The following is a 22,847-nucleotide window of genomic DNA, read 5'->3' on the forward strand; positions in this document are numbered from 1 at the left end:
AGGGTACGTGACGCGACTGGAGTATATAACAGGCCTCGTACGAGGGCTAGGCGACTTGCCCGATGCTGGATTTTTTCACTCGGAAAAGAGGCAATTCCAAATCGAGCCCCTTCACCTTGAAGGTGCCGATGGATTCCCATGCGCCTTCGGGCAGCCATGCGGTTACGGCCTCGGTCATCACGATATCATCCGCATCTGCCATGGTTTCCACGCGGGACGCAAGATTCACGGTATGACCAACGGCCGTGTAATCTGCCCGCTGGGGACCTCCAAAACTGCCGACGATGGCAGGCCCACAGTGCATGCCGATGCGCATGTGAAAGGTGTAATGCTCGGCCCGCTGCCATTCTTCGTTAAGCTCGGCCAGTGCTGTCTGCATGGCCTTTGCGCAGCGATGGGCACGGTCCACCTGGTCCTGAACGCGCATGGGCGTGGGCGCTCCGAAGATGATCATGATGCCATCGCCGATAAATTTATCCACGGTGCCACCATGTTCAAAGATGATTGCGCTCATGCGTACGAAGAAGGTATTCAGAATATTGGCAATGGACTGAGGCGACAGCTGCTCGGTTGCTCGGGTGAAGTTGCAGAGGTCAGCGAAAAGCACGGTCACGTCCATCTGCTTGGCCTGCTCATCCAAAGTGGAGCGGCCCTCGACGATGTCGCGCACCAGCTGAGGCGGCAAAAATCTTTGCAGGACGTTCTGCGCAATGTAGCGATTCAGTTCTTCGATCTTGCGCTCGCGCTTTTTCAGATCCAAAAGGTTGTCGACGGTCGCGATCAATTCCAGGTCATCGAAGGGTTTATTGATATAGGCATTGGCGCCCACGCGGGTGGCCAAGGCCCGGCTCTGCTCATCGCTCTTGGCGGTCAGGAGTATGGTCGGGATCGAGGCGAATTCCTCGTGCTGATGCAGGGTTTGAATGAATTCAGGGCCGGTCATGCCCGGCATCATCCAGTCGCTGATGATCAGGTCAAAGCGCTGCTGCCTTTTGAAGATAAGCTCCAAGGCCTTGGCCCCGCTTTCCACCAGCACAGTATGATAGCCGGCGGAAGCCAGCGTATTGCCGATCAGTCGCCGCATGTCGGCCACGTCATCGACCACCAGAAGATGGACGGCTTCCGCCGGTGGCGTGCGCGGGGCTATGGCATCTATATCTTGCGAAGGAGCGGGTTCATCCACATCCGCAAAATGCCAGTCGCGCGGCACAAAGCCCTTGGTTTCGGCCGGCCTGATATCGGGAATGGGACTGCGGTTCATAAAGCCCTGCAGGGCCTGAATCTCGTCATAGATATTGCAGGGTTTATAGATCACATAATGAACATGCGCTTCATTAATGCCCTGTTCCAAAACATCAGCCGAGGCCTGGCCGGTGATCATCACCCGGAAGGTTTCCGGATAGTGCTCGGCTGCGAATTTTAAAAGGTCGGTGCCCTTTTCATCACCCAGGACCACATCGGAAAGGAGAACCTTGACGCGATGGTTATCCAAAACCTCGCGCGCCTCCTCGCTCGTGGCCACGATACGATAACGGGTGCGACTGGACAGCTGCTCCAAAGCCAGGCGGAAGAAATCGCTTTCATCACGATCGTCCTCGACATAAACGAGGTCGAGTACAGGATCCTGATGATGCCGCACCTCGGTAACGCCTTCCACCCAGGCGCGCAGCATGGCCTCTTCCAAAGGCTTATGATACATGGCTTTGATATGGCTGGCATCAAGCATGGACGAGCGATGGGCCGGCATGATGGGTTGGGAGGAAATCAACGCCAGCCAACAGTCTTCCTGACAGCTTTGAGCCTGCTGGAAAAGGCTATGGGCCGCATCGTTTTCAAATTCCGCGCTGCAGATCACCGCGCGAATCGCGAATTCATTCAGCAGCGCGTGAGCCTCGGCAGGCGTGGCCACGGTTTTCACAGAGCGCAGCAGGCTGTGGGATTTGAAGAACTGTTCCACCAGCGCGCGGCTCGGCGCATCATCATCCACATAAAGAAGATCGACAATGGGGGCCTGCGAGGTCAAACCGGGGAATTCAACCCAGAAACTGGCGCCCTGCCCGACTTCACTGAAAACCCCGACGCGGCCATTCATCTTGCTCGTCAATTCCTTGACCAGGGCCAACCCCAAACCTGTGCCTTCCTTGCCTTCCTGATGCTGGCCTTCAATCTGTGAGAAAAGCCGGAAAAGGCGGCCCTGATCGGCCTTGGGAATGCCGCAGCCGGTATCCGTGACGGTGATGCGGACATGGCGATTCAAAAGACTGAGCGTGACGGTGATTTCACCATCCTGAGGCGTGAATTTCAGAGCATTCGACAGGAAATTGAAGAGAATTTTTTCCAGTGAATCGATATGCCCCAGAATTTCCACCGGCCCTTCGCCCGCCCCGACCCAATCCAGCTTCAGAGTGATGCCCTTCTGCCGGCAGATCTCGCTGAAATACTGGGCGGATTCCTCAACGAAGTGCCGCACATCAATCCGCTGCAAGCGAAGATGCCCATGCGCCATGGTCAGTTTTTGAAAATCAAGGAGCTGGTTGACAAGGCGATAGAGCCTCTGACCGTGGCGGAAGGCCTGGTCCAGGTTCTCTGCAACATGCTCGTTCTGTCGCGCGGACTTGAGGCCACCTAGAATCAGCGTCAGAGGCGTCCGGAGTTCATGCGAGATATTGCTGAAAAAGCGCGTCTTCTGTTCATCGAGCTGCTGCAGTTCCTGATGCGCGCTGATGAGCTGGGTCTGCTGCTCTTCCAGCATATTTTTTTGCATCTGGAGTCTTTGGGTCTGCTGATCCACTTCGGCCTGAAGGTTCTCGGAAAGATGCTCGACGCGATCAAAGGTCGAGGCAAAGCGTCGCGCCACGGCCTGGCTCAGAGCCACGATGAAAACCAGCACACCGTATTGAACAGTATAAGGCTTGCTGACGATGTGCTGGGTGACGGCAATATCATAAAGCACCGAGACCCCAAGAAGGATACTGCCGATCAAAAGTATCCAAGCTCCATCCAGATTACGCAGGGTGGCCTTGACGATGAACCAGCAGTTGAAGATAAAGCAGGGTATGATCGAAAGCTGAAAGACCATGAGCCAGGTCGTATAGAGCTTCGTCTCTGTGAATAGCACAACCGCACAACCCAAAAGACTGAGACCCTGCAGATAGGGAAGGACGGGCCACACCTCCAGGGTCGGAAAAAAGCGCAGAAGGAACATGGCGAAGATCACCGGCGGTATGACGATCGTGAGATACTCAAGCTTATATTTGAACGCAAAGACCCATTCCGCCGGATGACTCTGCATCAGCTGATAACCATCGCCGGCTATGAAGGAACGGATGCTGAGAAGCAGGCAGTAGATCGCCAAAAGAAGGCTGGCCTTGTCCTTCCGTCGCCTTGTATAAATCATGAAATTATAAATACCGACCAGGAGCAGAGCCCCCGACGCCAAAAGATAGCTGTCATGCTCCAGGGACCACTGCTGCTGCAGACGAGGAGTCGGACCTATTTCCGGCGTTTCCCTGACACCCCCACGCGCATAATGGAAATTGGCCAGCTGAATCAGTATCACCCAGGTTTCATCGACCGCTTCCGGTTGAAACGGCACGATCATGCTTTGAATGTGAGGAATGGTGCTCGCCGCGTCCCTGCCTACAACACCCATGCTGCGAATCACCGCGCGCTGCGGACGGGATTCCTCGTAGACATAGACCTTCAGCGCACTCGCCGCCTCGGGGATGCGCACTTCATAGCCCTGCTCACGCGGTGTCAGACCTGTCAGCCTGAGGCGATAGCTGGCGAGACCCGTACCGGGCAAAGTCTCCTGAAGATGCTGGCGACTGAGCACCAGCCAATTGCCGCCGATGGGTACAAGCCCGGTAGGGCTTGGGTTCTCGCCGGGCTGCACGATACGGTCCCAGAAAAATTCCCAGCGCGTATCAAGGCTGATAGGTTCCTGATGCGTGCGGGTATAGCGCAGATCGAGCGCAGGCGCCTGCGCAAAGACATCCATCCAGGTCATGACGACAAGGATTGCGGTTAATCCAATGTGAATTGGGGACAGCACGTAAATCCACCTTTGGCCTAAAACCTTCAAAAGCTCATTCTCTTATCGGCCACCTGCCGGAGCTTGTAGAGAAAAACTTTGCCAGCTACAATGCTGCATACTTTTATCAGACAAGGCATGGCATGCGGCGACTTCCTTTGGCTTTCTTTGCAATTCTTACCGGGGCATCAGTCCTAGGCCTCGGCTTCGCATGGCTCATGAATGTCACGCTTTTTGGGCGACCTCACGGCGCTCTTCTGCAATTGATGGCAGAAACGGCCGCATCCGGCATTGACTGTGAAGCGCCTGCACAAACTCCACTTTTTCGTCAGAATGCGGACAGGGGCACTCTGCATTACATCCTGCTCGATGCCCAGGGACATATTCTGGGTCAGCACGGACATATTCCCGCGGACGAGGCAGCCGTCCGTGAGGGGCCTGCCCAGTCCCGCTGGAAAGCAGACAATCCTCTGCGCCGCGAGAGCGTGTGGGCGAAGGTGGCGAAAGTCTGCGGCAAGGACTGGACGCTTTGGGCCTGGGATCCAAAAAACGAAACCTACCGTCATCTGCTCCTGCCGCGACAGATTATTTTGGTCGTCTCCTGCAGCAGCTCCATTATCCTTGTCGTCCTTCTTGCCTATCTTTTCCTGCGAAAAAAGGGTCAGGAAGCCCGGAAGGTCCTCGCCTCGATTCGCGAGGGCGCCCTCGGCAGTCGCCTCGTGACAAGGTTCTGGGAGCCTCGCTTGTCCCTGATTATGGAATTCAATCATATGGCGGCGGCCGTCGAGGATTCCTTTTCCCGTCTGCATGAAATGGAAGAAAGGCGCGCGCGCCTCTTAAGCGAGCTCGCCCATGACGTGCGAACGCCTCTGGCCAGTGTGCGGGCCGCGGCGGAAACTTTGAGCGAATTTCATGCGCAGCTCACCCCTGGGCAGAGGCAGACGCTGCATCAAACGCTGATGCTCGATGTGCTTTATTTCCAGCGTTTGATTGATGACCTTCTGATCCTGGCCCAGATGGAAAGGCTCGATACCACAGCGCCGCAGCAGAGCACGGATCTTAGCATGATCGTGGAATCCCTCTGGCCCCGCATGACCGAGCAGTATCCCGCCCTTTCCGCGACTATGGCGTGGCCTGATCCCCGGCCAAAGACCCTGATTGTTCCCGGAGATGAGCCTTTGATTCGGCGGCTTTTGCAAAACACTCTGGATAACGCCTTTCACTATGCACAAACCTATGTCGCGCTGAGTATAGTGTGCGAAGACCGGCAGCTCACTTTGAAGATCAGCAACGACGCGCCGCCCCTTTCCCGCGAGGATCTGCAAAACTGGGGACATAAACGGCGTCAGCGCATCATGACGGAAAAAGCCGGCCAGCCGCATACCAGTTTGGGGCTGGGGTCCTCCATCATCGTCGGGGTCAGCCGTCACCTGGGGGGTGCGGCCCGGCTGGAACAGAATCATACAAGCCCCGCAGGACTTGCCCAGATCACTGTTATCATTACACTTCCCTGGTTCAATGAAAGCACCTGAATTTCCATAGTCTCGCCACAATTCCCGCCGATAATAGAGCTTGAAAAGGATCGAATCCGATTCTTATGGAGGGAAAGCCATGGTGCCCAAGGCTGTTCTTGTTTATGCAATGCCCATCTTCGTGCTGCTCATTGCCTGGGAAATGTTTCGCTATCGTAAGAGTCAAAGGACCTTCCCCTGGATGGAAGCCCTGGTATCCATGCTGATGGCCCTCACCTATGTCTTCTTCAATCAGCATTCGCAGCCCCTGCTCGCGAGCGTGAATCACTGGTTCTATAGCCTAAGGCTCTTTGAAATTCCGGCCGACACGGTCTGGGGACTCATCCTGCTTTTTTTCGCCGAGGAATTCGCCTACTACTGGCTGCACCGCTGCGGGCATGAAATACGCTGGCTCTGGGCCTCGCATAGCGTGCATCACTCGCCGAATACGATCACCTTTTCCGGGGCGTATCGCCTGAGCATCACAGGTCCGATCACGGGTCTTTTCCTGTTCTTCGTCCCGCTTTTCATCCTTGGCTTTTCACCTGTCGCCGTCGCTGGCATGTTTGCTGTGAACCTCGTTTATCAGTTCTGGCTGCATACCGACTGGATTCCCAAGCTCGGCTGGTTTGAATATGTCTTCAATACGCCGAGCCACCATCGGGTTCATCATGCCACCAATGACGCGTACATTGATCGCAACTACGGCGGCATCCTGATTATCTTCGATCGCATGTTCGGCACCTTTGCCGAGGAAAAAGCTGACGTTCCCCTGAAGTATGGTCTGATCGGCAAGGAGCCGACTCTGAATCCCCTGAAACTCTTCTTTCAGGAATGGCTGGCCATTTTCCACGACGTCGCGGCGGCCAGAAGCTGGCGGGATCGCTTTTTTCTGGCTTTTGGCCGTCCGGGATGGCAGCCTGAAACCGCGAAGGAAAGCGCGGCCTCAAGACCTTTGATGATGCGCGGCAGCACAGGAGAACCCGACATTCATGAATCGCGTCCTGCTGGTTGAAGACGATAAAAGACTCGGCGACAGCGTGAAGTCCAATCTGGAATTACGTGGCTATGCCGTGACGCTCTGCCGAACGGCGAGCCATGCGCGTGAGGCCCTGCTCAAAGAGAATTTCGCCGCGGGCGTCCTCGACATTGAACTGCCTGACGGTGATGGCATCGCGCTCTGCGAGGCCATGCGTCTTCGTGATCCTGAACTCCCTATCCTGATTATCACCGCCCGTTCGGATGAAAACACAGCCCTTGCCAGCCTCAGTGCAGGGGCCGATGATCATATCCGCAAGCCCTTTGGTCTGCGCGAGCTGGGCCTGCGCCTCGAAAAGCTGATCCAAAAACGCAGCCGCCTGACTCCTCAGCTCCGTCTGGGCGATTTGGTCCTGGATCTGGATGACAGGAAGGCCCTCTTCCGCCAGCGCGACCTTGGACTGTCCCGCAAGGAGTTTCTGCTTCTGCGTATATTTTTGGAGAACCAGGATCGACTTCTTACCCGCAGTCAGCTTGTGAATGCGATGGAAGGGGAAGAGATTCTGCAGGATCGAACCATTGATTCGCACATTTCGCACCTGCGCAAGAAACTTCAGCACGGACTTTGCGATGAAGTTTCCATTACTTCCGTTTATGGCGAGGGCTACCGCCTTCTTGTAAAAAAGTCCTGCCCTCAAGTATGAAAAAATACCTTTTCGACTGTTTGTATTAATTCGCCTTCAAAAAATCTTGAGATCTTTCTGTAAAGTCTTCATTGCACGGCCAAAGTCCCGAGCCTTTCCGCCACGAAATTTTTTTCTCACAGATGAAAATTCCAGCGCCGAAAAATGGGTATAAGCATTCAGTCGAGTCCAAACCCCAAGGGGGGCACGGCTCAGGACTTAGAGGAGACCAGACCATGAACCAGGTTTATTCGCGCCTTTGTATAGCGCTTGCCATTTCCCTGGCCTTGACGGCCTGCGGTGAATCCACTCAATTCCGGGAAATTCCCCTGGGCGACCCCATCTCTGCGGAACAAAATCCTGAGATGAGCCCGATACCAACCATCGATCAGGATAAAACGGACAAGACCAACAAGGCCGAAAATAATCCCGGCTATTCGGGTGAAGAGAATTCACCAACCGCAGGGGATGCGCCTCTGGATACGGATACTCCGGCCCAGTCGGATAATCCCGGGCAGTCGGAAACCACAGCGCCTACGGTCCGTCTTTTCACCGACTGTGAAGAGAGCCCGGAAAAAGGCATCGTGGCCAACCTCTATGAGCTTCCTGTGAATACGGCGAAGCTGCCTGACTTCAGCTCGCTTTCATCCCTGCGTACGGTTTGCCTGTCGCAGCTGAATATCAAGGATCGTCAGTTCTCGGAAGGCTTTCCTGGAGTCGAAGGACTCTTTGAATGGTTCGCCTTGGATATGCAGTTCAAGGTGAACGCTCCGAAGGCTGGTCTTTATGAATTCAGCCTCGCCGCTGATGATGGAGCCATCCTTTGGATAGATGGTGCTGAGATCATCAATAATGATGGTCTTCATGAAGTGACGACCCGCACGGCGAAGATCTATCTGACAGCGGGCCAGCACAGCTTCCGCGTGGCCTACTATCAGGGACCGCGCTGGAGGATCGCTCTGGAACTTTTCTGGAAAGTTCCCGGCAGCACGACCCGCAGCTATATTCCGGCCAGCGCCATCAGCCGGGTGGAATAAACCCCGTCCCCTTGTGGTGGACCGCTCTAGAGCTGTCCACCAAAGTCAAAGAGGAATCCCGGTTTCTTATCCACCGTATCATCGATCTTGCGATAAAGTACCGCCAGCAGATTGAATTCCAAAAAGGTGATCGGCTGCTTCCCGACCACGTCTCCACCGATCGGCAGCACGAGCCCGGCTCCCGACAGCAGCACCCGATGATCAGGCTCCATCAAACGTCCGCCATCAGCAAACACTTTAAAAAGCGAGCGGCGCGGCAGCACCAGGAAGTTGGCCGGCAGCGGCAAACGCAGGGGAGTCGACACATCCGTCGACCAGGTTTGCAGACGTCCGACCAGAGGCAGACGCGGATGATCAAGCCGCAAACGGGACTCCTCGACATCCTGCGCCTGGAAAAGCCCCCCGCGGGGCACATCGCCTTCGCGCTTGGAAACTCCGGTAAAAATCTGGCCCTGCCACTGCAATCCGGGGACCTCGCAGTTGGCCTTCAAAAGCCCGACGCTGCGCTGATAATTGAAATCCCCGCTCGGCACCCAGCTGCTCACAGCATGATCGCCGAGCAGACGCCAGCCGCAGGTTCGGCGTTTTTCGCCGGTAATCGCGACTCCAAGACTCGACGCCAGATGACTTTCATCCCGATTGCCGAGGGTTTGCTTCAGACGTTGCCGGGTATAGATATCAAGCCAGGGGGCGCCCTTGAACAATGGGCGGCGTGAAACAGTCAGACTCGTTTCCCTTTCGCCCGGCAGGGTGCGATCATCATCCTGGGACACGCGCAGGTGCAGCTTCAGGGAGTGCTCGGGTTTATTCGTATCCCACTGCAGACGAAAGCCGGTTTTTCCGGTCGCCGGTTGATAGACCAGCAGTCCCGTCAGGCCCGTGCCCACATAGCGAAAGAGCTGCCAGCCGAGCTGCAGGGAGAGTTCATTGCCGGGAAGTTTTTGCAGGAAGGGAACCCAAACGATGGTATACGCATCATCCGCCAGGGTCCGCGCCGTGCCGGGAAAAAAACTCAGCTCAGTCCACAGGCTGCTGTTATTGTAGCGATCACTATCGAAGATGCTGCGATCGGGATCTATGTTCACATGATCGACGGACGCGTAAGGAACGGGGAAAACAATGGGCCGTTCCACATCCTTCGGTTGAACATGCCGCACGATCCGCTGGCCGTCCTTGGTTTTCAGCACAACATCGACAGGTACAGCGAGTTCATTGGTAAAGGACACCCGCACGGCCGTGGCCTGCCCACCCTCAGCCCTTTCCATTCCATCCAGCTTCGCATCGGGCCAGACATCGCTTTGCCAGTAACTTAAAAGCAGCGGTGACAGAGTTTCGGGAAATTTCGAACGCAGAAGATTCAAAACATGGGCTGGCGTGAGCGGCCGTTCCACGGCCTGGCCCACGATCTCCCGCAGAAAACGGGAGAATTCTTTTCTGCCGATTTCCTTCAGAAGCACGCGCAAAGCCTGGCTGCCGCGGACGAAGGAATAAGGTGGACGCTGCAGCATATCATCCATGGATCTTTGATTTTCATCCACCAGAGCGTTATGCGACTGCATCAGGCTCAGCGTCGCCGCGAGGATATCCTGGGTCTGCGTAAAGTTCAGAAGAAACCAGGCGTCATTCTCGTCATCGGATGCGAAAAGATTTCCGTACTGCTCGGAGTCCTTCAAAAAAAGCAGTCCAAGACTTTCCGATAAACTTTGAGTCAGCCAGGCATCCTGAAGACGTCCAACCCTAACCAGATAACCAAACCACTGCTCGGCCAGCACCTTGTTCAGCTGCCAGATCTTCCAGTTGAGCCAATCCTCCTGCAGCGAGCGCATCAGAGCCTGCTGGGGCCGATTGATGAGGACCAGACCGGCGACGCTGATCGGTTCGTATTCCTCGCTGTCGATCAGCAGCAGATCTTCCGTCGGCCAGCGTCCTATGACGCCATAGTGTTCACGCAGAATGGTCTTCACTGGCCTTTGCAGTTTCAAAAACTTGTCGCTCTGCGCCAGGAAACGAAGGCGAAGGCCGTCAATTTCCGTTTCGTGCACCTTGCCGTTGCGATAAAGAACGACATAGAAATCGCGACCGCGATACTGCACAGCTGCATCCGACCCATGCCCGGGATTCAGCTGCGACCAGCCACTTGGAATCTGCATGGTGACCTCAAAGCGCGAGGCCGTCGGGAGTTCCGGAAACTCCTCGGGACCAAGCTCGGGGCACTGTGTCAGCACACGGGGATAAAAGTCACTCAGGATGCGGGGACGATCCGGCCGATCCTTCCAGCCTGGAATGCGAAGGGTATAGCCGAGTTTCAGAACGCCTTTCTGTTCCAGCGCAGGCACGCGCCAGTAGCCGGGCCTTACCTCTTCCAAAAGCTCAGGCTTCTCCCATTGAAGAGCCGCGTCAACTCGTGAGGCCTGATCACGCATCGAATACCCGGTCAGGGAATGGAGTTCCGCAGCGCGGCGAAACACAGGATCCTCAAGGGGTACGTATAGGCAGGCCCCGGGCTTCAACTCCGCATCCTCGATGGTCATGCGCACGCCAGCTTCGGATTCATAATGCAGATCGCTGTCCTGAATATTGATATGGATGCGATAGGATACCACCGCGCTTTCCAAGGCCAGTGCAGGAGTGGCCTTGAGGTAAAGACAAAAGAAGGTGAGAAGGCGAATCCATTTCATCACGTTGGGCGGTCTCTCTGGAGGCTGTAAGTTGAGCTTCCATTGTACCCGTTTCCTCGCTAGGATGGGAGCCATAAACCACAGGAGCCTTGCATGGAAAGCCGTCCCAGCCAGACGCGGGCGCAGGACCTTGTCTCTCGATTTTTCATTCTTCAATCTGTGCTTTTTCTGTTGCCTTTGGCCACGACGTGGCTGCATCCGGTTTTGCTGGGCAATGTACGCAATTCGCAGATCCTGCTTGTTTTCATTTTTATCATGATCATCGTGAAAAAAAATATCACGCTGGATGCGTTACTCGCCTGGCGCTGCCCACCCAAGTTATGGAATGCACTGGCTCTGACGAGTCTTCTCTCCTTTTTAGCAACTGGTGTGACGCACTACCTTGGGCTGCGACTGAACGGCGAAGATTTCAGCATCTTCGATTGGATGCTCTTCAACACCAATTATCGTGAATTCATGACAAGCCCTATTTGCAATATGGCTGCAGCTCTGGATGTGTGTCATCATTTCGCCATTCATCCTACGTACATCATGATCCCACTCGCCTTCCTGCATCGCATTTTCGAGGAGCCCTTGTTTCTGATCACCGTGCACAGCCTTGCGCTCTGGTCGGCTATCATTCCCCTGCGGGCCCTGGCGCGGCATTTTTTAAAGCATGATGTGCTGGTGGCGGCGGTCCTGCTGGCCTATCTCTGCAATGCCTACGTCGGTTCCATTCTGAATCATGGCTTTCACGTCGAAGTCTTTTTCGTGCCCTTTGGCCTTGCTCTGCTGCGAGCCTGGGTCGCGCGGCGGACGAACTGGTGGGTCTGGCTCCTGCTCTTCCTGTCAGTGAAAGAGGATGGGGCGCTTTATATGATAGCGATGGCACTCGCTCAGATGGTTCTGACGCCAAGGGATCGGCGATCCTATGCTCTGTTCAGCGTGAGTCTCGCTGTCCTTGCTTTGAACCTTCTTCTGGTCCAGCCTTATTTCCTTAAGGTCACGGGCGCGACCGTGCCTTCGTATCTGCGTTTTTGGGGACACCTGGGAAGCAGCAAGGGCGAAATCATTCAGACGATTCTCACGCAGCCCCTGTCGACCGTCACCATGGTGCTCAAGTCGCATTGGTATATTCTGTTCGGAGCGCTGCTCTTTGTCCCGTTCCTCAGTCCTTTGGCTTTGGCGGCCATGGCTCCTGCGCTTTTGATCTATGGCCTCTCGAATATTTCGCACATGCGCGAATACGCGACCTACTATTCAGCGCCGCTGATTCCTTTTCTATTCTTTGGTCTGGTGGAAGGAGGGCACAGGATTATGAAGAGAAACCTGCGCGTCGCCCCGCGGCTGATTCTGATCGGCACATTCCTGTTTGCGCTGACGGGCGGTGGCTATCAGAAATTTCCCCTGATAGCCTTTCAGGCCCTGTGGGATCTCTATGAAGCCAGAAATTTTCTTTGGACCCAGGCGCGGCCTTTGATCTGCGCCCAGACGCTGCTCTATCCCCATCTGCCTTATGAGTGGAGGATTCAGCCGCTCTCGACGGAGTGCATGCAGGAACCTGCGGCGCTGACTGTATTTCTACGCAACAGCCGCTATGATTCCTATCCGATCGGAGCCCGGGAATTTCTCGCCTTGCGCGCAAGCGTTCCCGGCATGAGGCTGGTCAAGGCGTGGCCGTCGGGTCTTGAGATCTATCAGACGCTGCCTTGAGGGTGCATTCACCCGAGACTGCGGCTGCGATGAAACGCGCAGACGAGCTCAGCAATCTGCGTGACGTCGGGTTCCATCTCGATCATGGTGAAATGATCGCCCTCGACGCTTTTTATTTCCAGCTGCGACATGACATCCGCCCAGCCGCAGGTACGGCTTTTCAAAGGATCCTGGCGCAGACGATCTTTCGATATGATCAAAAGGCAGGGATCCCCGTAAGGCTCGCGCTGCTTTGCATAGGACACAGCAGCCACTGACTTGGCGAGCACGCGTTGCTCCCCCATTTCTGCCAGCCTGGGGTTGTCACGAAATTGATTTAAACTGGAAAATTGCGGCAGTACTTTTTCCCGCATGCGACGCCAGAGGAAGCGAAAAAGTATCGGTGGCGGTGTGCGTAAGGCCCGCCCGATCTGGCGCCAGCGAAACAGCAGCTTGTTATTCCATTCCGGGATAATGGCATCGACCAGAACGAGCACGCTGACCGTCTCGCCCGCCGCCTTGAGTCTTTGAGCGATTTCAAAGGCGACGATGCCGGCAAAGGAATACCCAAGCAGCTGATAGGGACCATGAGGCTGCAGAGCGCGAATCTGATGCATATAGCATTCGGAAAGTCGGGCGATCGAGAGAGTTTCACTGTTGGCGTCCGTAGCGGAAAGCTCTTCCAGAGTGAACACGGCAAAAGCTGCAAAATGATCCTCAAGGCGCTGGGCCAGCACCCGATAGGCCTGGACCCCGCCCAGCATGAAGAGCTTGGATTCCATGGGACCTTTATTGAGAAGTATGGGCTTCAGTTCGGACTTTTGCCCACCGCCCAGATAGTCAAGAATTCCTTGAACCGTCGCTTGCGCAAAGAATACCTGAGGCGGAATCACCAGATCATAGGTTTCCCGAAGATCCTGAAGCAAGAGGACAGCCAGCAAAGAGTGCCCACCCTCGTCGAAAAAATTAAGATCGGTGCCAAATGTTTCCCGATTGAGAGCCCGCGCAAAGCTTCTGGCGAGTTTATCGCGCAGGGAATGGTCGTGAGGGTCGTCGACCGTTTCGCGGACCTGCGCTTGCCAGGGAAGGTCCTGGAGCGCTCTGCGATCAAGTTTACCATTCACGGTGAGGGGCATTTTATCCAGGATCAGGAGCTGCTGGGGAAGCATGGCTTCCGGTAAATGCCTGGCCAGTTTGCGTCGAAACGCTGCGATCTCGCTCTCCTGAGGCCCCACCACAACCGCTATGAGATATTCCTGCTCCCGATCTTTTTTGTGCATGAGCGCACACTGCTCGGCCAGGCCTATTTCCCGGATTGTATTTTCGATCCCGACCAGCTCGATGCGAATACCGCGCAGCTGAATCTGAAAATCCTGCCTGCCGAGCATTTCCAGGTCACCGTTGGGCTGAAGTCGCCCGATATCGCCCATGCGATAGTAGCGCTCACCCTGAAGGCTGATGAATTTATCTTTCTCCAGATCGGGACGCTTGTAGTAGCCGAGCGCCAGGCCAGGACCTGCGAAACAGATTTCACCGATCACACCCGGAGGCTGGATTGCGAGCTGGTCATTGACGATGCGAACCTTGACATCGGGAAAGCCCCGCCCAACGAGGCTTTTGGTCTGCACCGCGTGCCGCGATACGGGATAGCAGGTCCCCATGCAGCTGATCTCAGTGCTCCCATAGAGAACGTAGATTTCCGCTCGGCTGAAAATCTTTTTCATATCCTCCATGACCGAGGCCGGGACCACATCACCGCCTGACGATACATGGCGCAGGTTCGAGAGATCCACGCTGCCCGCATCCTGACGCCGAATCGTCCGAAATATGCTGGACAGGAGGCTGGGTCCGGCGTGCAGAATGGTAGCGGAGGACAGCAGCTGCAAAAGACGGGGCATATCGAGGATTTCATGTCGCTCCGCAAGGATCAGCCTCGCGCCTACGCAGAGCGGTGATATGAGATCGAAGAGACTGATGCTGAAGGTCGGGCGCGCTATGGAAATAAAAACATCGCGGTTATCAAAAGCAAAGGCCTGCTGCGCGACATGTATATAGTGAGCGAGGTTGCGTTGGCTCGCAAGCACACCCTTGGGTTTGCCCGTTGTCCCGGACGTGAAAAAAAGATAGGCCGGGTCATCCAACGAAACAGGGATGGAGGCCGCAGTTTCCAAAGGGCGGAGTGGCAAGGTATCCAGAAGAATGTGGGCTCGGGAAAAAAGACAGTTGAGGCCGCTCAGGCTGCCATGCAGAAGGACAAGATGCGGATCCGCCTGCTCCAGCATATGCTGCATATAGGCTTCAGGATGCGTGGGGTCCAGAGGGCAATAGATGGCTCCAAGCTGCCAGATACTCATAATCGCCAGGAGCAGCTCAGGGCAGGTTGGAAGGCACACACCGACGACGGCACCCCGCTTCACTCCCTTGTCGCGAAGGCACTGGGCCAGGCTCTGGCTTTTGACCAGAAGGTCTCCATAGCTGAGATGCCGATCGTTCATGCTCACCGCGATCTCTTGCGGCTGTGATCGAGCCTTTCCCAGTACGATTTCACAGATGGGAGTATGGGGATAGGACGCGTGCCCGCTATCCAAAAGCTTTTCGAGCACTTTTATGTCGTCATGAGAAAGCATGGTTTTTGATTCAGCCTCGTCAGCAGGACTTTTCCAATAGAATAGCATAGTCGAGCCTGCTTACGAATCCTGTGGAATACTTATCCCAACCTTTCCCATTCTTGACCTGTACCGAACCTTGCACTTCCTTATTCAGCCGCTTGCGCCTGGAAACCCAGGCCTTGATCCGTGGGTTTCTTCAGGGATGCGGCACTTCCCGGACTGAGGCTCACAGGGGTTTGTGCCTTCAGGAATTCCATCATCTTTTCAGCTGTATCATGACCATCCCAGAATACAAAGACTCCCGCTTCGTCTTTGCCATACTGACGAGAATCAGAAGCATAGACGCGGGTCACGCGAAGTCGCACGAGTTCCTTTTGCAGCTCAAGTGTTTCCAGAGCTTGACGCAGAGCGCCGACAGCAGCTGAAGCCCGGATGGCATTCACATTGTAGAGGTCACGAAAGTCAAACTGAGGATAGTCGTCATGCAGGCTCGCCAGCCCATCCTCCAGGGATTTTTGAACGCTCGCGTAGGCCGGGAAGGCAGCAGCCTTGCCGAGCGCATGCAAGGAACCATTGCTCAGTCGCGTCCGGGCTGCGGAATTGTCCTCAAAATTAGCATCCCGAGAAACGGCATGACCAAACGCGATCAATTGGTCGATCAGATCGCTGGCTTCATCCAGAGTTTTTGGAGCCGGGCACTGGCTCACACCGAATTCGAGGCTCACCACGCAGCCCCAGTTTTTCAGGAAGGTTTCCACATCCTGGGCGCTGCGATCCGCGAATAAAAACCCGGTGATCGGGGTCACCGACTGGGGCGGCTGCGGCATGACGCTCGGTTTGTCACCCTCGCGAACGGGACGGGTCAGGATCATGCCGCCCATATTTATTTTCACTTCGCTGTTCGCGACCGTGATGTCGAAAGCCGTGGTATTCTTTGTGCCGGCGCGGGTAGGAGTCACCCACACTCCATCGCGACTCTGCACGCACACCTTATCAGTCAGGTCATACCAGACCCCTGTTCGCCAGCCATTGAAGCCGCAACTGGAACCCTTCTGGGCCGCCTGGGCGAACAGAGTTTCATAGACATTGAGATGGGTCTGCTTCAGCGTGGTGGTCATTTCACTCTTCTGGGCCGCGTATGTCGTGATAAAACGCGCATCCATCGCGAGGCTATAGCAGCCGCTAAAACGAAAGAGCGACATGGTTTGCTGAAGATAATTATCGGTGATTTCAAGGGTCGTGGAGCTGCTGCTGCCATCCGGGTTCTCGACACACTTGGATTTCCAGACACCATTCAGACGCGCATCAGCACTGGTCGATGTAAGGTTCAACGACGCGGCCGAAGCCGTGACACGCGGCGGTTCGCTGATCAGTGGTTTTTTATCGGATGACGAATGGGAAGAACCGCAGCCGAAAGCCGCAAAGCCAAGGATGGCATAGCCGAGAGCGAGTTTATAGGGGCGCTGAACCATGATTTCTTTCTCCATTTTATACCACGTCGACTTTGCGACAATACGGGGAAGCGAAGAAGGGATGGAAGTCCCAGGGATTTATTGCATGAAGCGGGGTTTTTTCTTCCCCTTCCCTTCTCATCACGCTAGCTTAGGGGCCTTGGTTAAGGAGAAACGCCACGATGAAATGGGCAAGCAAAATCAGTGTGGGTCTTTTGGCCCTTGGTCTGCAGGCACAGGGAGAGGCCGCCTCGGCAGCTCTTCCCAATCTTCAGGAATTGAAAAAGATGGAGGCGGCTTTCGCGCCTGTGCCTTTGAATGTCGATGTGAAAGCTCTGCCGGAATCGGAAAAAAAGGCCCTCGCCTTGATTATCCAGGCCGCACAGATCATGGATGGCCTTTACCTGCGGCAGGTCTGGGCCGGCAATGAAGCGAGGCTCTTGGACCTGCTTCAGGATCAAAGTGAACTCGGCCGTGCGCGGGTCCGCATGTTCGCGCTTTATAAAGGCCCCTGGATCCGTCTGGAAGAAAATCGGCCCTTCCTGCCCGCCGTTCCTGAAAAGCCGAAAGAGGCCAACTTCTATCCCGCTGGGACCAGCAAGCAGGATATTGAAAACTGGATCAAGGGTTTGAATCCAGCTGACAAGGAAGCCGCACAGGGCTTCTTCACCGTCGTTCGAAGGGATGCCCAGGGTAAATTCGCGAGCGTCGGCTATCACATCGAATATCAAAAGGAACTGGCGCTGGCGGCGGATTATCTTTTGAAAGCGGCTGCCGTCACAACGCAGCCGACGCTGAAAGAATTTCTGACTCTGCGGGCCAAAGCCTTTCAGACCAATGATTACTATGACAGCGAAGTGGCCTGGATGAAGCTCGATGCCAGCGTCGAACCCACCATCGGGCCTTACGAGGTTTATGAAGATGAGTGGTTCAATGCGAAGGCAGCGTTTGAAGCCTTCGTGACCATTCGCGATGAAGCGGAAACGGCCAAGCTCGCGAAGTATGAAAGAGAGCTGCAGGATCTGGAAAACAAACTCCCGATTGATCCCAAGTATAGAAACCCCAAGCTCGGCGCCCTGGCTCCGATCAAGGTCGTGAATTCGATCTATAGCTCAGGCGATGCGAGTCACGGCGTGCAGACGGCCGCTTTCAATCTGCCGAATGATGTCCGCGTATCCAAGGCGATGGGCACCAAGCGGACGATGCTGAAGAATATTCAGGAAGCCAAGTTTCAAAAAATCCTGATCCCGATCACCAAGGTCGTCCTTTCCCCCGCGGATCAGAAAGCGGTGACCTTCGATGCCTTCTTCACGCATATACTGATGCATGAAGTGATGCACGGACTCGGGCCGCACAATGTTCACGAATCGAAGGACAATACTTCGGTCAGGACAGCGCTGCAGGACAGTTATTCAGCCATAGAAGAAGCGAAGGCTGATATCTCGGGACTCTGGGCCATGCAGCAGCTGATTGATAAAGGCGTGATGGATAGAAAATACGAATCCTCGATGTACATCACCTTCCTCGCGTCCGCTTTCCGCTCCATTCGCTTTGGTTTGAATGAAGCGCACGGCAAGGGCATCGCTTTGCAGCTCAATACGCTTTTGGATGCGGGCGCCTTCACCGTGGATAAGAAGGGTCTTTTCTCGGTGAACAACGCCCGCATCAAGGAAGCGGTCAGCAAACTCACGGGCGAGCTGATGGAACTGCAGGCCCGCGGGGACTATGCGAAAGCCCAGGAGATGCTGAAGCGCCTGGGCGTCGTGCGGCCTGAAGTCAAAGCCGCGCTGGATCGTTTGAAGGGAACTCCGGTGGACATTGCCCCGCAATTCGTCACCGCGTCCCAGTTGATACAGCAGTACGGTCAGTAGGAGCCAACTGGAAATCAACGTTCCGAATCACGCCTTGATAGCTGAAGGGTGATTCATAGCGTTCGGAAACAGGCCCCCCGGAATCCTCGCCGACATCGAAGGTATCGTACTGGGAGTAAACAGCTGGTGTGGTCTGCGGGATATCGCGCTCACCCAATGGTTGTAGGTGGTTCGCGAACCGAGTTCATTCATATGTTCCAGGTTCTCCTCGAAATTCTCCGGCAGCGCATTGAAAATGCGGGCTTCATTGTAGCTGCCTTCCAGCCCGCCTTCCCCGCTGGCCCCGTTGTCCGAGGTAATGATGATGATGGTGTTATCCATCCTGCCGCTTTTTTCCAGAGCGGCCAGCAGCCTGCCGAATTCCTGATCGGTGTGATCAAGATAACCGGCGAAGGTCTCCTGCATCCTGCTGTAAAGGCGCTTTTCATCGGCATTCAGCTCATCCCAGGCTTTGATATCCTTGGGTCTCGGCGCGAGCTGGGTATCCTGGGGCACGATGCCGGCGAGCTTCTGACGAGCCAGCTCCTCTTCCCGCACGCGATCCCAGCCCTGATCAAAACGGCCCTTATACTTATCAATGAAAGACTGCGGCGCATGATGCGGGGCGTGCATCGCTCCTGTCGCATAATAAAGGAAGAAGGGCTTGTCCGGGCTATGACTCGTCTCCTGCTGCAGCCATGCAATAGCCTGATCGGTCATGTCCGTTGTGAAATGATACTCCGGACGACCCGCAGCCGGTGTCAGAGGTTTGCCGTTGTCCCAGACCAGTGGTTCCCACTGGGACGCATCACCCGCCATGAATCCATAAAAGCGCTCAAAGCCGAGCCCCATCGGCCAAAGATCAAACGGACCGTCGGGCCGCACCTGATCCACGGGCGTATTATGCCACTTGCCAAAGGCAGCCGTCGCATACCCGCTGTGCCGCAAGGATTCCACCAAAGACCACTTGTCCTTCGGAATATGGCTCGTGTAGCCAGGCTCGTCCGTCTGCAGTTCAACGATGACGCCTGTGCCTACGGAGTGATGGTTGCGACCTGTCAGCAGAGCAGCGCGTGACGGTGAGCAGAGAGCCGTGGTATGGAAATTGGTGTAGCGAATGCCCATCCTCGCTATGCGATCCATATGAGGTGTTTCCGTAATGCCTCCGAAGGATCCAAGCTGAGCAAAGCCCACATCATCCAGCATGAAGATCAGAACATTGGGCTGGGAAGGAGCCTGATCCGGCGACGGAGCGGCTGCGGACAGGGGCTGGACCAGAACCGATAGACCCATGACCAGCATGGGCCTCATAGGGATTTTAATCATGACTCACCTCATTGATTAGGATCAGGAAGCTGATTTCACGCAGCGAAAACCGACATTCGAACCTGCGCTATCCACGGCGCCCTTGCCCCGTGATCCCACGAGGTAACGTGTGCAATAGCGATCACTGCAAAGAAAAGATCCGCCGCGCTGAACGCGTTTCTGTGTATTGGGTTCACTCGGATCCACACTGGAATCGGGGCCTTTCGGATTGTGCACAACGCCCTGGGCGGCATCGCGGGCATAGGTATCCGGTCGGTACCAGTCTGCCGTCCACTGCCAGACATTGCCGCTGATATCGTAAAGCCCATAGCCATTCGGCGGAAAAGAGCGGACAGGGGACGTGCGGGCAAAGCCATCGTCCAGGGTATTCTCACTCGGAAATTTTCCCTGCCAGATGTTGGCCGGCCAACGGCCTCCTGGTTTCAGTTCATCACCCCAGGCATAGCGTTTCCCCTTGAGCCCACCACGCGCGGCATATTCAAATTCCGCTTCGGTCGGCAGGCGTTTGCCAGCCCATTGGCAGTAGGCTGCGGCATCGCTGTAAGCGATATGAACGACGGGATGATCCCATCGTTCGTTAATCTGCGTTGAAGGACCCTCGGGATGCTGCCACGAGGCGCCAGCCACATAGCTCCACCACTGCAAGGCATCGTCGAGCGTGTCCACTCGATCAGGAGGCGTAAACACAGCCGAGCCTGAAACCAATTTCTCCGGGGGAACATCGGGATAATCCTTCGGCTGAAGCGGGCGTTCCGCCACTGTCCGATAGCCGGTCTTCGCTGCAAACCCTTTAAAATCCCGGTTGGTGACTGGCGTCTGATCCATCCAAAAACCGGAAAGATGAACGGTGTGCAAGGGGAGCGCGTCGCTCAGCTGACAGTTCCTGCAGCCCATTTCAAAACGCCCTTCCGGAATCCAGACCATGCCCGCTTCCCTCGGCTTCCCGACCTTATGGCCGTTGCCAGCGGCGGAAAGAAGGACGATGCTTCCCAAGACGAGAAGGCTGTGTCTACGCATGGTGTTGACCTCTCGCTCTTGACTCAAGTCAATGACTGACCTTCACATCGGCCTTGGACCTGGCAGGAGACTCGCAAAGACTCCGGGATTTTTGCGCCTCGTTTCTGGCGAGGAAACCATAACCGGGACGAACGATGGCCGTGCGTGAGGCCGCGACCACAGTCCCTCCATAAGGTCCTTGCGCGACCACAGCCGTGCGCCTTGCCACCAAAGCGGATGCTGAGTTGCACCAAAGGCCTGAAGACAGGACGAGGCTCAGAAGGGCAAAATATCGTGTTTTCATAAAGGCATCCTCTCTTTATTCAGCGCATTAAAATGTGGAGCGGAACGTTCCCGGCGCAAAGGGAACCAGAGAGGCTCCTTCAGGGATTTGTGCGACGAACATGCTGTCGGCGATCTCGGTATTGAACTTCCACTCGCCGAAGGTGACTTCATACTCCGGCGCCTGGCTCAGGCTGCGGGTCGTGATCACGGATTTACAGATGAAGGTGTTGTCCCCCTGGGAAAGCCAGAGCTGCCAGTCAGCCAGCGGCGTGCGCACAGCGATATGCTCGCAATTACGACCGGCGATGCGACTCGTTCCGATATAGCGGGCTTTCTGCACGCTCTTCAGCGCCAGTTCACTCAGATCGCTGAGAAAGAGATCCGCCAGCGGGGCTTCAATATTCAAGCTGCCGAGTTTCGCCACGAGATCATCAATATCGCCAGCAAGATTTTCCTGAGCGTACTTTTTCTGAACCGGCTCGATGACGGTCAGGGATTTTCCGTCAAAGTAGGCTCTTTGATTCTCGTCACCGCTCTTGGTCGCGAAGATTTTGTCGGGACGCTTGAAGCGGACTTCCATCCGAAATGTTTTCTTGATCTTGAACTCATCCACAGGCTCGATTTCATCCAAGGTCGCAACCGCGTTCACGGAAATGCTCTGGGCCGATTCCAACCGGTCTGTGGCTTTTTTCAAAAGCCCGATAGCGCGGTCGTACGAAGCATCGGCCCATACCTGAGTGGAAACCATAAGCAAAGCTGTACCGGTGATAAAAGTCTTCATCATAGAAATTTTTCACTCCATACAAAAGCGTTCACAGGTTCTGTGTCTTTGTTCGGTTTTCTTACAACGCGCATTTTTTTTCGAAATTGGAATTGTTACCCGCTGGTGTTAACCCGGGGTGAATCACGCCCTCAAAGATCGATTAATTTATTTGTTAAGGGATGGCTCAGGCCGGTCCGCGCAGGCGCGTGCTTTTCATCAGGCGACTGATGATGTTGACGAGATTTTGTTTTTTGATGGGTTTGACGAGATAGGAATCACAGCCGGCTTGAATCGCGGCATCAATATCGGTCTGCAGGACGGAGGACGTGAAAGCGATGACGAAGGCCCGCGGCAGGTGTTCGTTGTGTTCGTGCTGACGAATGAGCTGCGTCGCCTCGATGCCGCCCATGACCGGCATATTGAGGTCCATGAGGACGATATCGAAATGCCCATTTTTATAGGCTTCGACGCCCTTCTGCCCGTCTTCGGCGAAGGTGAGTTTCCAGGGGAACGATTTGAGATAGATCTGGACCAGGTCGTGGTTGTCCTCGGAGTCATCAACATAAAGGATGCTGAGCGGACGATCGGCTCTTTCATCCAGAGCGGGTGCCGGGGCCTGGCCTTTTTTCCAGCTCACGAAAAAGCGCGTGCCGTTGCCCAGCTGACTCTCGACTTCCAGCTTGCCTTGACTCAGGCTGATGAATTCGCGACACAGCCCGAGTCCCAGGCCGGTGCCCCGTTCATCCTTCGTGCCTTTCTCGGTGAACCAGCCGTCTCTTTGAAAGAGCTTGTCTATGTGCACGGGTGCGATGCCCACACCGTTGTCCTCGATCATCATCAGAATTTTGTCGCGATCGTCGGTCGCGCGGCAAAGGATGTAGCCTTCTTCCGAACGCGTGAACTTGATGGCATTGGCGACGAGGTTGCGAATGACCGTGGACACCATCATGCGGTCGGCGTGGACCCAGATGTCGGG

At 55.4% G+C, this 22,847-nt stretch carries 15 protein-coding genes; 6 read left to right on the forward strand and 9 right to left on the reverse strand.

What is annotated here, in order from left to right; all coding sequences use genetic code 11:
- Nucleotides 1-46: 46 nt before the first annotated feature.
- Nucleotides 47-4,054, reverse strand: coding sequence for a response regulator (locus tag VFO10_RS12490; protein WP_325140574.1), 4,008 nt, complete (start codon nucleotides 4,052-4,054; stop codon nucleotides 47-49).
- A 122-nt stretch (nucleotides 4,055-4,176) separates the two neighbouring features.
- Here VFO10_RS12490 and VFO10_RS12495 point away from each other — a divergent pair, with 122 nt between their 5' ends.
- From VFO10_RS12495 to VFO10_RS12510, 4 genes are all read left to right on the forward strand, one after another.
- On the forward strand, nucleotides 4,177-5,565 hold the full coding sequence (locus VFO10_RS12495) for a HAMP domain-containing sensor histidine kinase (RefSeq protein WP_325140576.1): 1,389 nt from the start codon (nucleotides 4,177-4,179) through the stop codon (nucleotides 5,563-5,565).
- Between the two features lie 79 nt (nucleotides 5,566-5,644).
- On the forward strand, nucleotides 5,645-6,559 hold the full coding sequence (locus VFO10_RS12500; RefSeq protein WP_325140578.1) for a sterol desaturase family protein: 915 nt from the start codon (nucleotides 5,645-5,647) through the stop codon (nucleotides 6,557-6,559).
- Entirely contained in the window at nucleotides 6,537-7,226 is a 690-nt protein-coding gene (locus VFO10_RS12505) for a response regulator transcription factor (protein ID WP_325140580.1), read from the forward strand. Before VFO10_RS12500 ends, VFO10_RS12505 begins: the two co-directional genes overlap by 23 nt.
- Nucleotides 7,227-7,441: 215 nt before the next feature.
- Entirely contained in the window at nucleotides 7,442-8,242 is an 801-nt protein-coding gene (locus VFO10_RS12510) for a PA14 domain-containing protein (RefSeq protein WP_325140582.1), read from the forward strand.
- A 26-nt stretch (nucleotides 8,243-8,268) separates the two neighbouring features.
- Here the strand turns inward: VFO10_RS12510 and VFO10_RS12515 are convergent, their stop codons facing one another.
- Nucleotides 8,269-10,923 (reverse strand): hypothetical protein, encoded by a 2,655-nt coding sequence (locus tag VFO10_RS12515; protein ID WP_325140584.1) that lies wholly within the window; start codon nucleotides 10,921-10,923, stop codon nucleotides 8,269-8,271.
- A gap of 90 nt (nucleotides 10,924-11,013) precedes the next feature.
- Between VFO10_RS12515 and VFO10_RS12520 the strand changes: the two genes are divergently transcribed.
- Entirely contained in the window at nucleotides 11,014-12,612 is a 1,599-nt protein-coding gene (locus tag VFO10_RS12520; protein WP_325140586.1) for a DUF2079 domain-containing protein, read from the forward strand.
- Between the two features lie 8 nt (nucleotides 12,613-12,620).
- On the opposite strand, the gene VFO10_RS12525 is transcribed toward VFO10_RS12520, so the two are convergent.
- Nucleotides 12,621-15,266 carry an AMP-binding protein gene (locus tag VFO10_RS12525; RefSeq protein WP_325140588.1) on the reverse strand — a complete coding sequence of 882 codons (2,646 nt, stop codon included), beginning with the start codon at nucleotides 15,264-15,266 and terminating at the stop codon, nucleotides 12,621-12,623.
- Between the two features lie 80 nt (nucleotides 15,267-15,346).
- Nucleotides 15,347-16,672 (reverse strand): hypothetical protein, encoded by a 1,326-nt coding sequence (locus VFO10_RS12530; RefSeq protein WP_325140590.1) that lies wholly within the window; start codon nucleotides 16,670-16,672, stop codon nucleotides 15,347-15,349.
- 161 nt (nucleotides 16,673-16,833) lie between these two features.
- On the opposite strand from VFO10_RS12530, the gene VFO10_RS12535 reads away from it, so the two are divergent.
- Nucleotides 16,834-18,522, forward strand: a complete 1,689-nt coding sequence (locus VFO10_RS12535; RefSeq protein WP_325140592.1) for a dipeptidyl-peptidase 3 family protein — start codon at nucleotides 16,834-16,836, stop codon at nucleotides 18,520-18,522.
- A 27-nt stretch (nucleotides 18,523-18,549) separates the two neighbouring features.
- On the opposite strand, the gene VFO10_RS12540 is transcribed toward VFO10_RS12535, so the two are convergent.
- The 5 genes from VFO10_RS12540 to VFO10_RS12560 form a co-directional block, all read right to left on the reverse strand.
- The gene (locus tag VFO10_RS12540) at nucleotides 18,550-19,827 is read right to left on the reverse strand and encodes a sulfatase-like hydrolase/transferase (protein ID WP_325140594.1); all 1,278 of its coding nucleotides are present in this window, start codon (nucleotides 19,825-19,827) and stop codon (nucleotides 18,550-18,552) included.
- A gap of 21 nt (nucleotides 19,828-19,848) precedes the next feature.
- The gene (locus VFO10_RS12545; RefSeq protein WP_325140596.1) at nucleotides 19,849-20,844 is read right to left on the reverse strand and encodes a formylglycine-generating enzyme family protein; all 996 of its coding nucleotides are present in this window, start codon (nucleotides 20,842-20,844) and stop codon (nucleotides 19,849-19,851) included.
- Between the two features lie 28 nt (nucleotides 20,845-20,872).
- Nucleotides 20,873-21,127 (reverse strand): hypothetical protein, encoded by a 255-nt coding sequence (locus VFO10_RS12550; RefSeq protein WP_325140598.1) that lies wholly within the window; start codon nucleotides 21,125-21,127, stop codon nucleotides 20,873-20,875.
- A gap of 27 nt (nucleotides 21,128-21,154) precedes the next feature.
- On the reverse strand, nucleotides 21,155-21,892 hold the full coding sequence (locus VFO10_RS12555; protein ID WP_325140600.1) for a DUF2092 domain-containing protein: 738 nt from the start codon (nucleotides 21,890-21,892) through the stop codon (nucleotides 21,155-21,157).
- Nucleotides 21,893-22,055: 163 nt separating this feature from the next.
- On the reverse strand, nucleotides 22,056-22,847 hold a 792-nt coding region (locus VFO10_RS12560), incomplete at its 5' end, for a response regulator (protein WP_325140603.1).

It is taken from the genome of Oligoflexus sp. (genome assembly GCF_035712445.1).
Lineage (GTDB): Bacteria > Bdellovibrionota_B > Oligoflexia > Oligoflexales > Oligoflexaceae > Oligoflexus.

What these genes read in the sequence shown, in the direction of transcription:
- VFO10_RS12495 (WP_325140576.1), top strand. Translation starts at nt 4,177, where the DNA reads ATGCGGCGACTTCCTTTGGCTTTCTTTGCAATTCTTACCGGGGCATCA.
- VFO10_RS12500 (WP_325140578.1), top strand. Translation starts at nt 5,645, where the DNA reads ATGGTGCCCAAGGCTGTTCTTGTTTATGCAATGCCCATCTTCGTGCTG.
- VFO10_RS12505 (WP_325140580.1), top strand. Translation starts at nt 6,537, where the DNA reads ATGAATCGCGTCCTGCTGGTTGAAGACGATAAAAGACTCGGCGACAGC.
- VFO10_RS12510 (WP_325140582.1), top strand. Translation starts at nt 7,442, where the DNA reads ATGAACCAGGTTTATTCGCGCCTTTGTATAGCGCTTGCCATTTCCCTG.
- VFO10_RS12520 (WP_325140586.1), top strand. Translation starts at nt 11,014, where the DNA reads ATGGAAAGCCGTCCCAGCCAGACGCGGGCGCAGGACCTTGTCTCTCGA.
- VFO10_RS12525 (WP_325140588.1), bottom strand. Translation starts at nt 15,266, where the DNA reads ATGCTATTCTATTGGAAAAGTCCTGCTGACGAGGCTGAATCAAAAACC.
- VFO10_RS12530 (WP_325140590.1), bottom strand. Translation starts at nt 16,672, where the DNA reads ATGGTTCAGCGCCCCTATAAACTCGCTCTCGGCTATGCCATCCTTGGC.
- VFO10_RS12535 (WP_325140592.1), top strand. Translation starts at nt 16,834, where the DNA reads ATGAAATGGGCAAGCAAAATCAGTGTGGGTCTTTTGGCCCTTGGTCTG.
- VFO10_RS12540 (WP_325140594.1), bottom strand. Translation starts at nt 19,827, where the DNA reads ATGATTAAAATCCCTATGAGGCCCATGCTGGTCATGGGTCTATCGGTT.
- VFO10_RS12545 (WP_325140596.1), bottom strand. Translation starts at nt 20,844, where the DNA reads ATGCGTAGACACAGCCTTCTCGTCTTGGGAAGCATCGTCCTTCTTTCC.
- VFO10_RS12550 (WP_325140598.1), bottom strand. Translation starts at nt 21,127, where the DNA reads ATGAAAACACGATATTTTGCCCTTCTGAGCCTCGTCCTGTCTTCAGGC.
- VFO10_RS12555 (WP_325140600.1), bottom strand. Translation starts at nt 21,892, where the DNA reads ATGATGAAGACTTTTATCACCGGTACAGCTTTGCTTATGGTTTCCACT.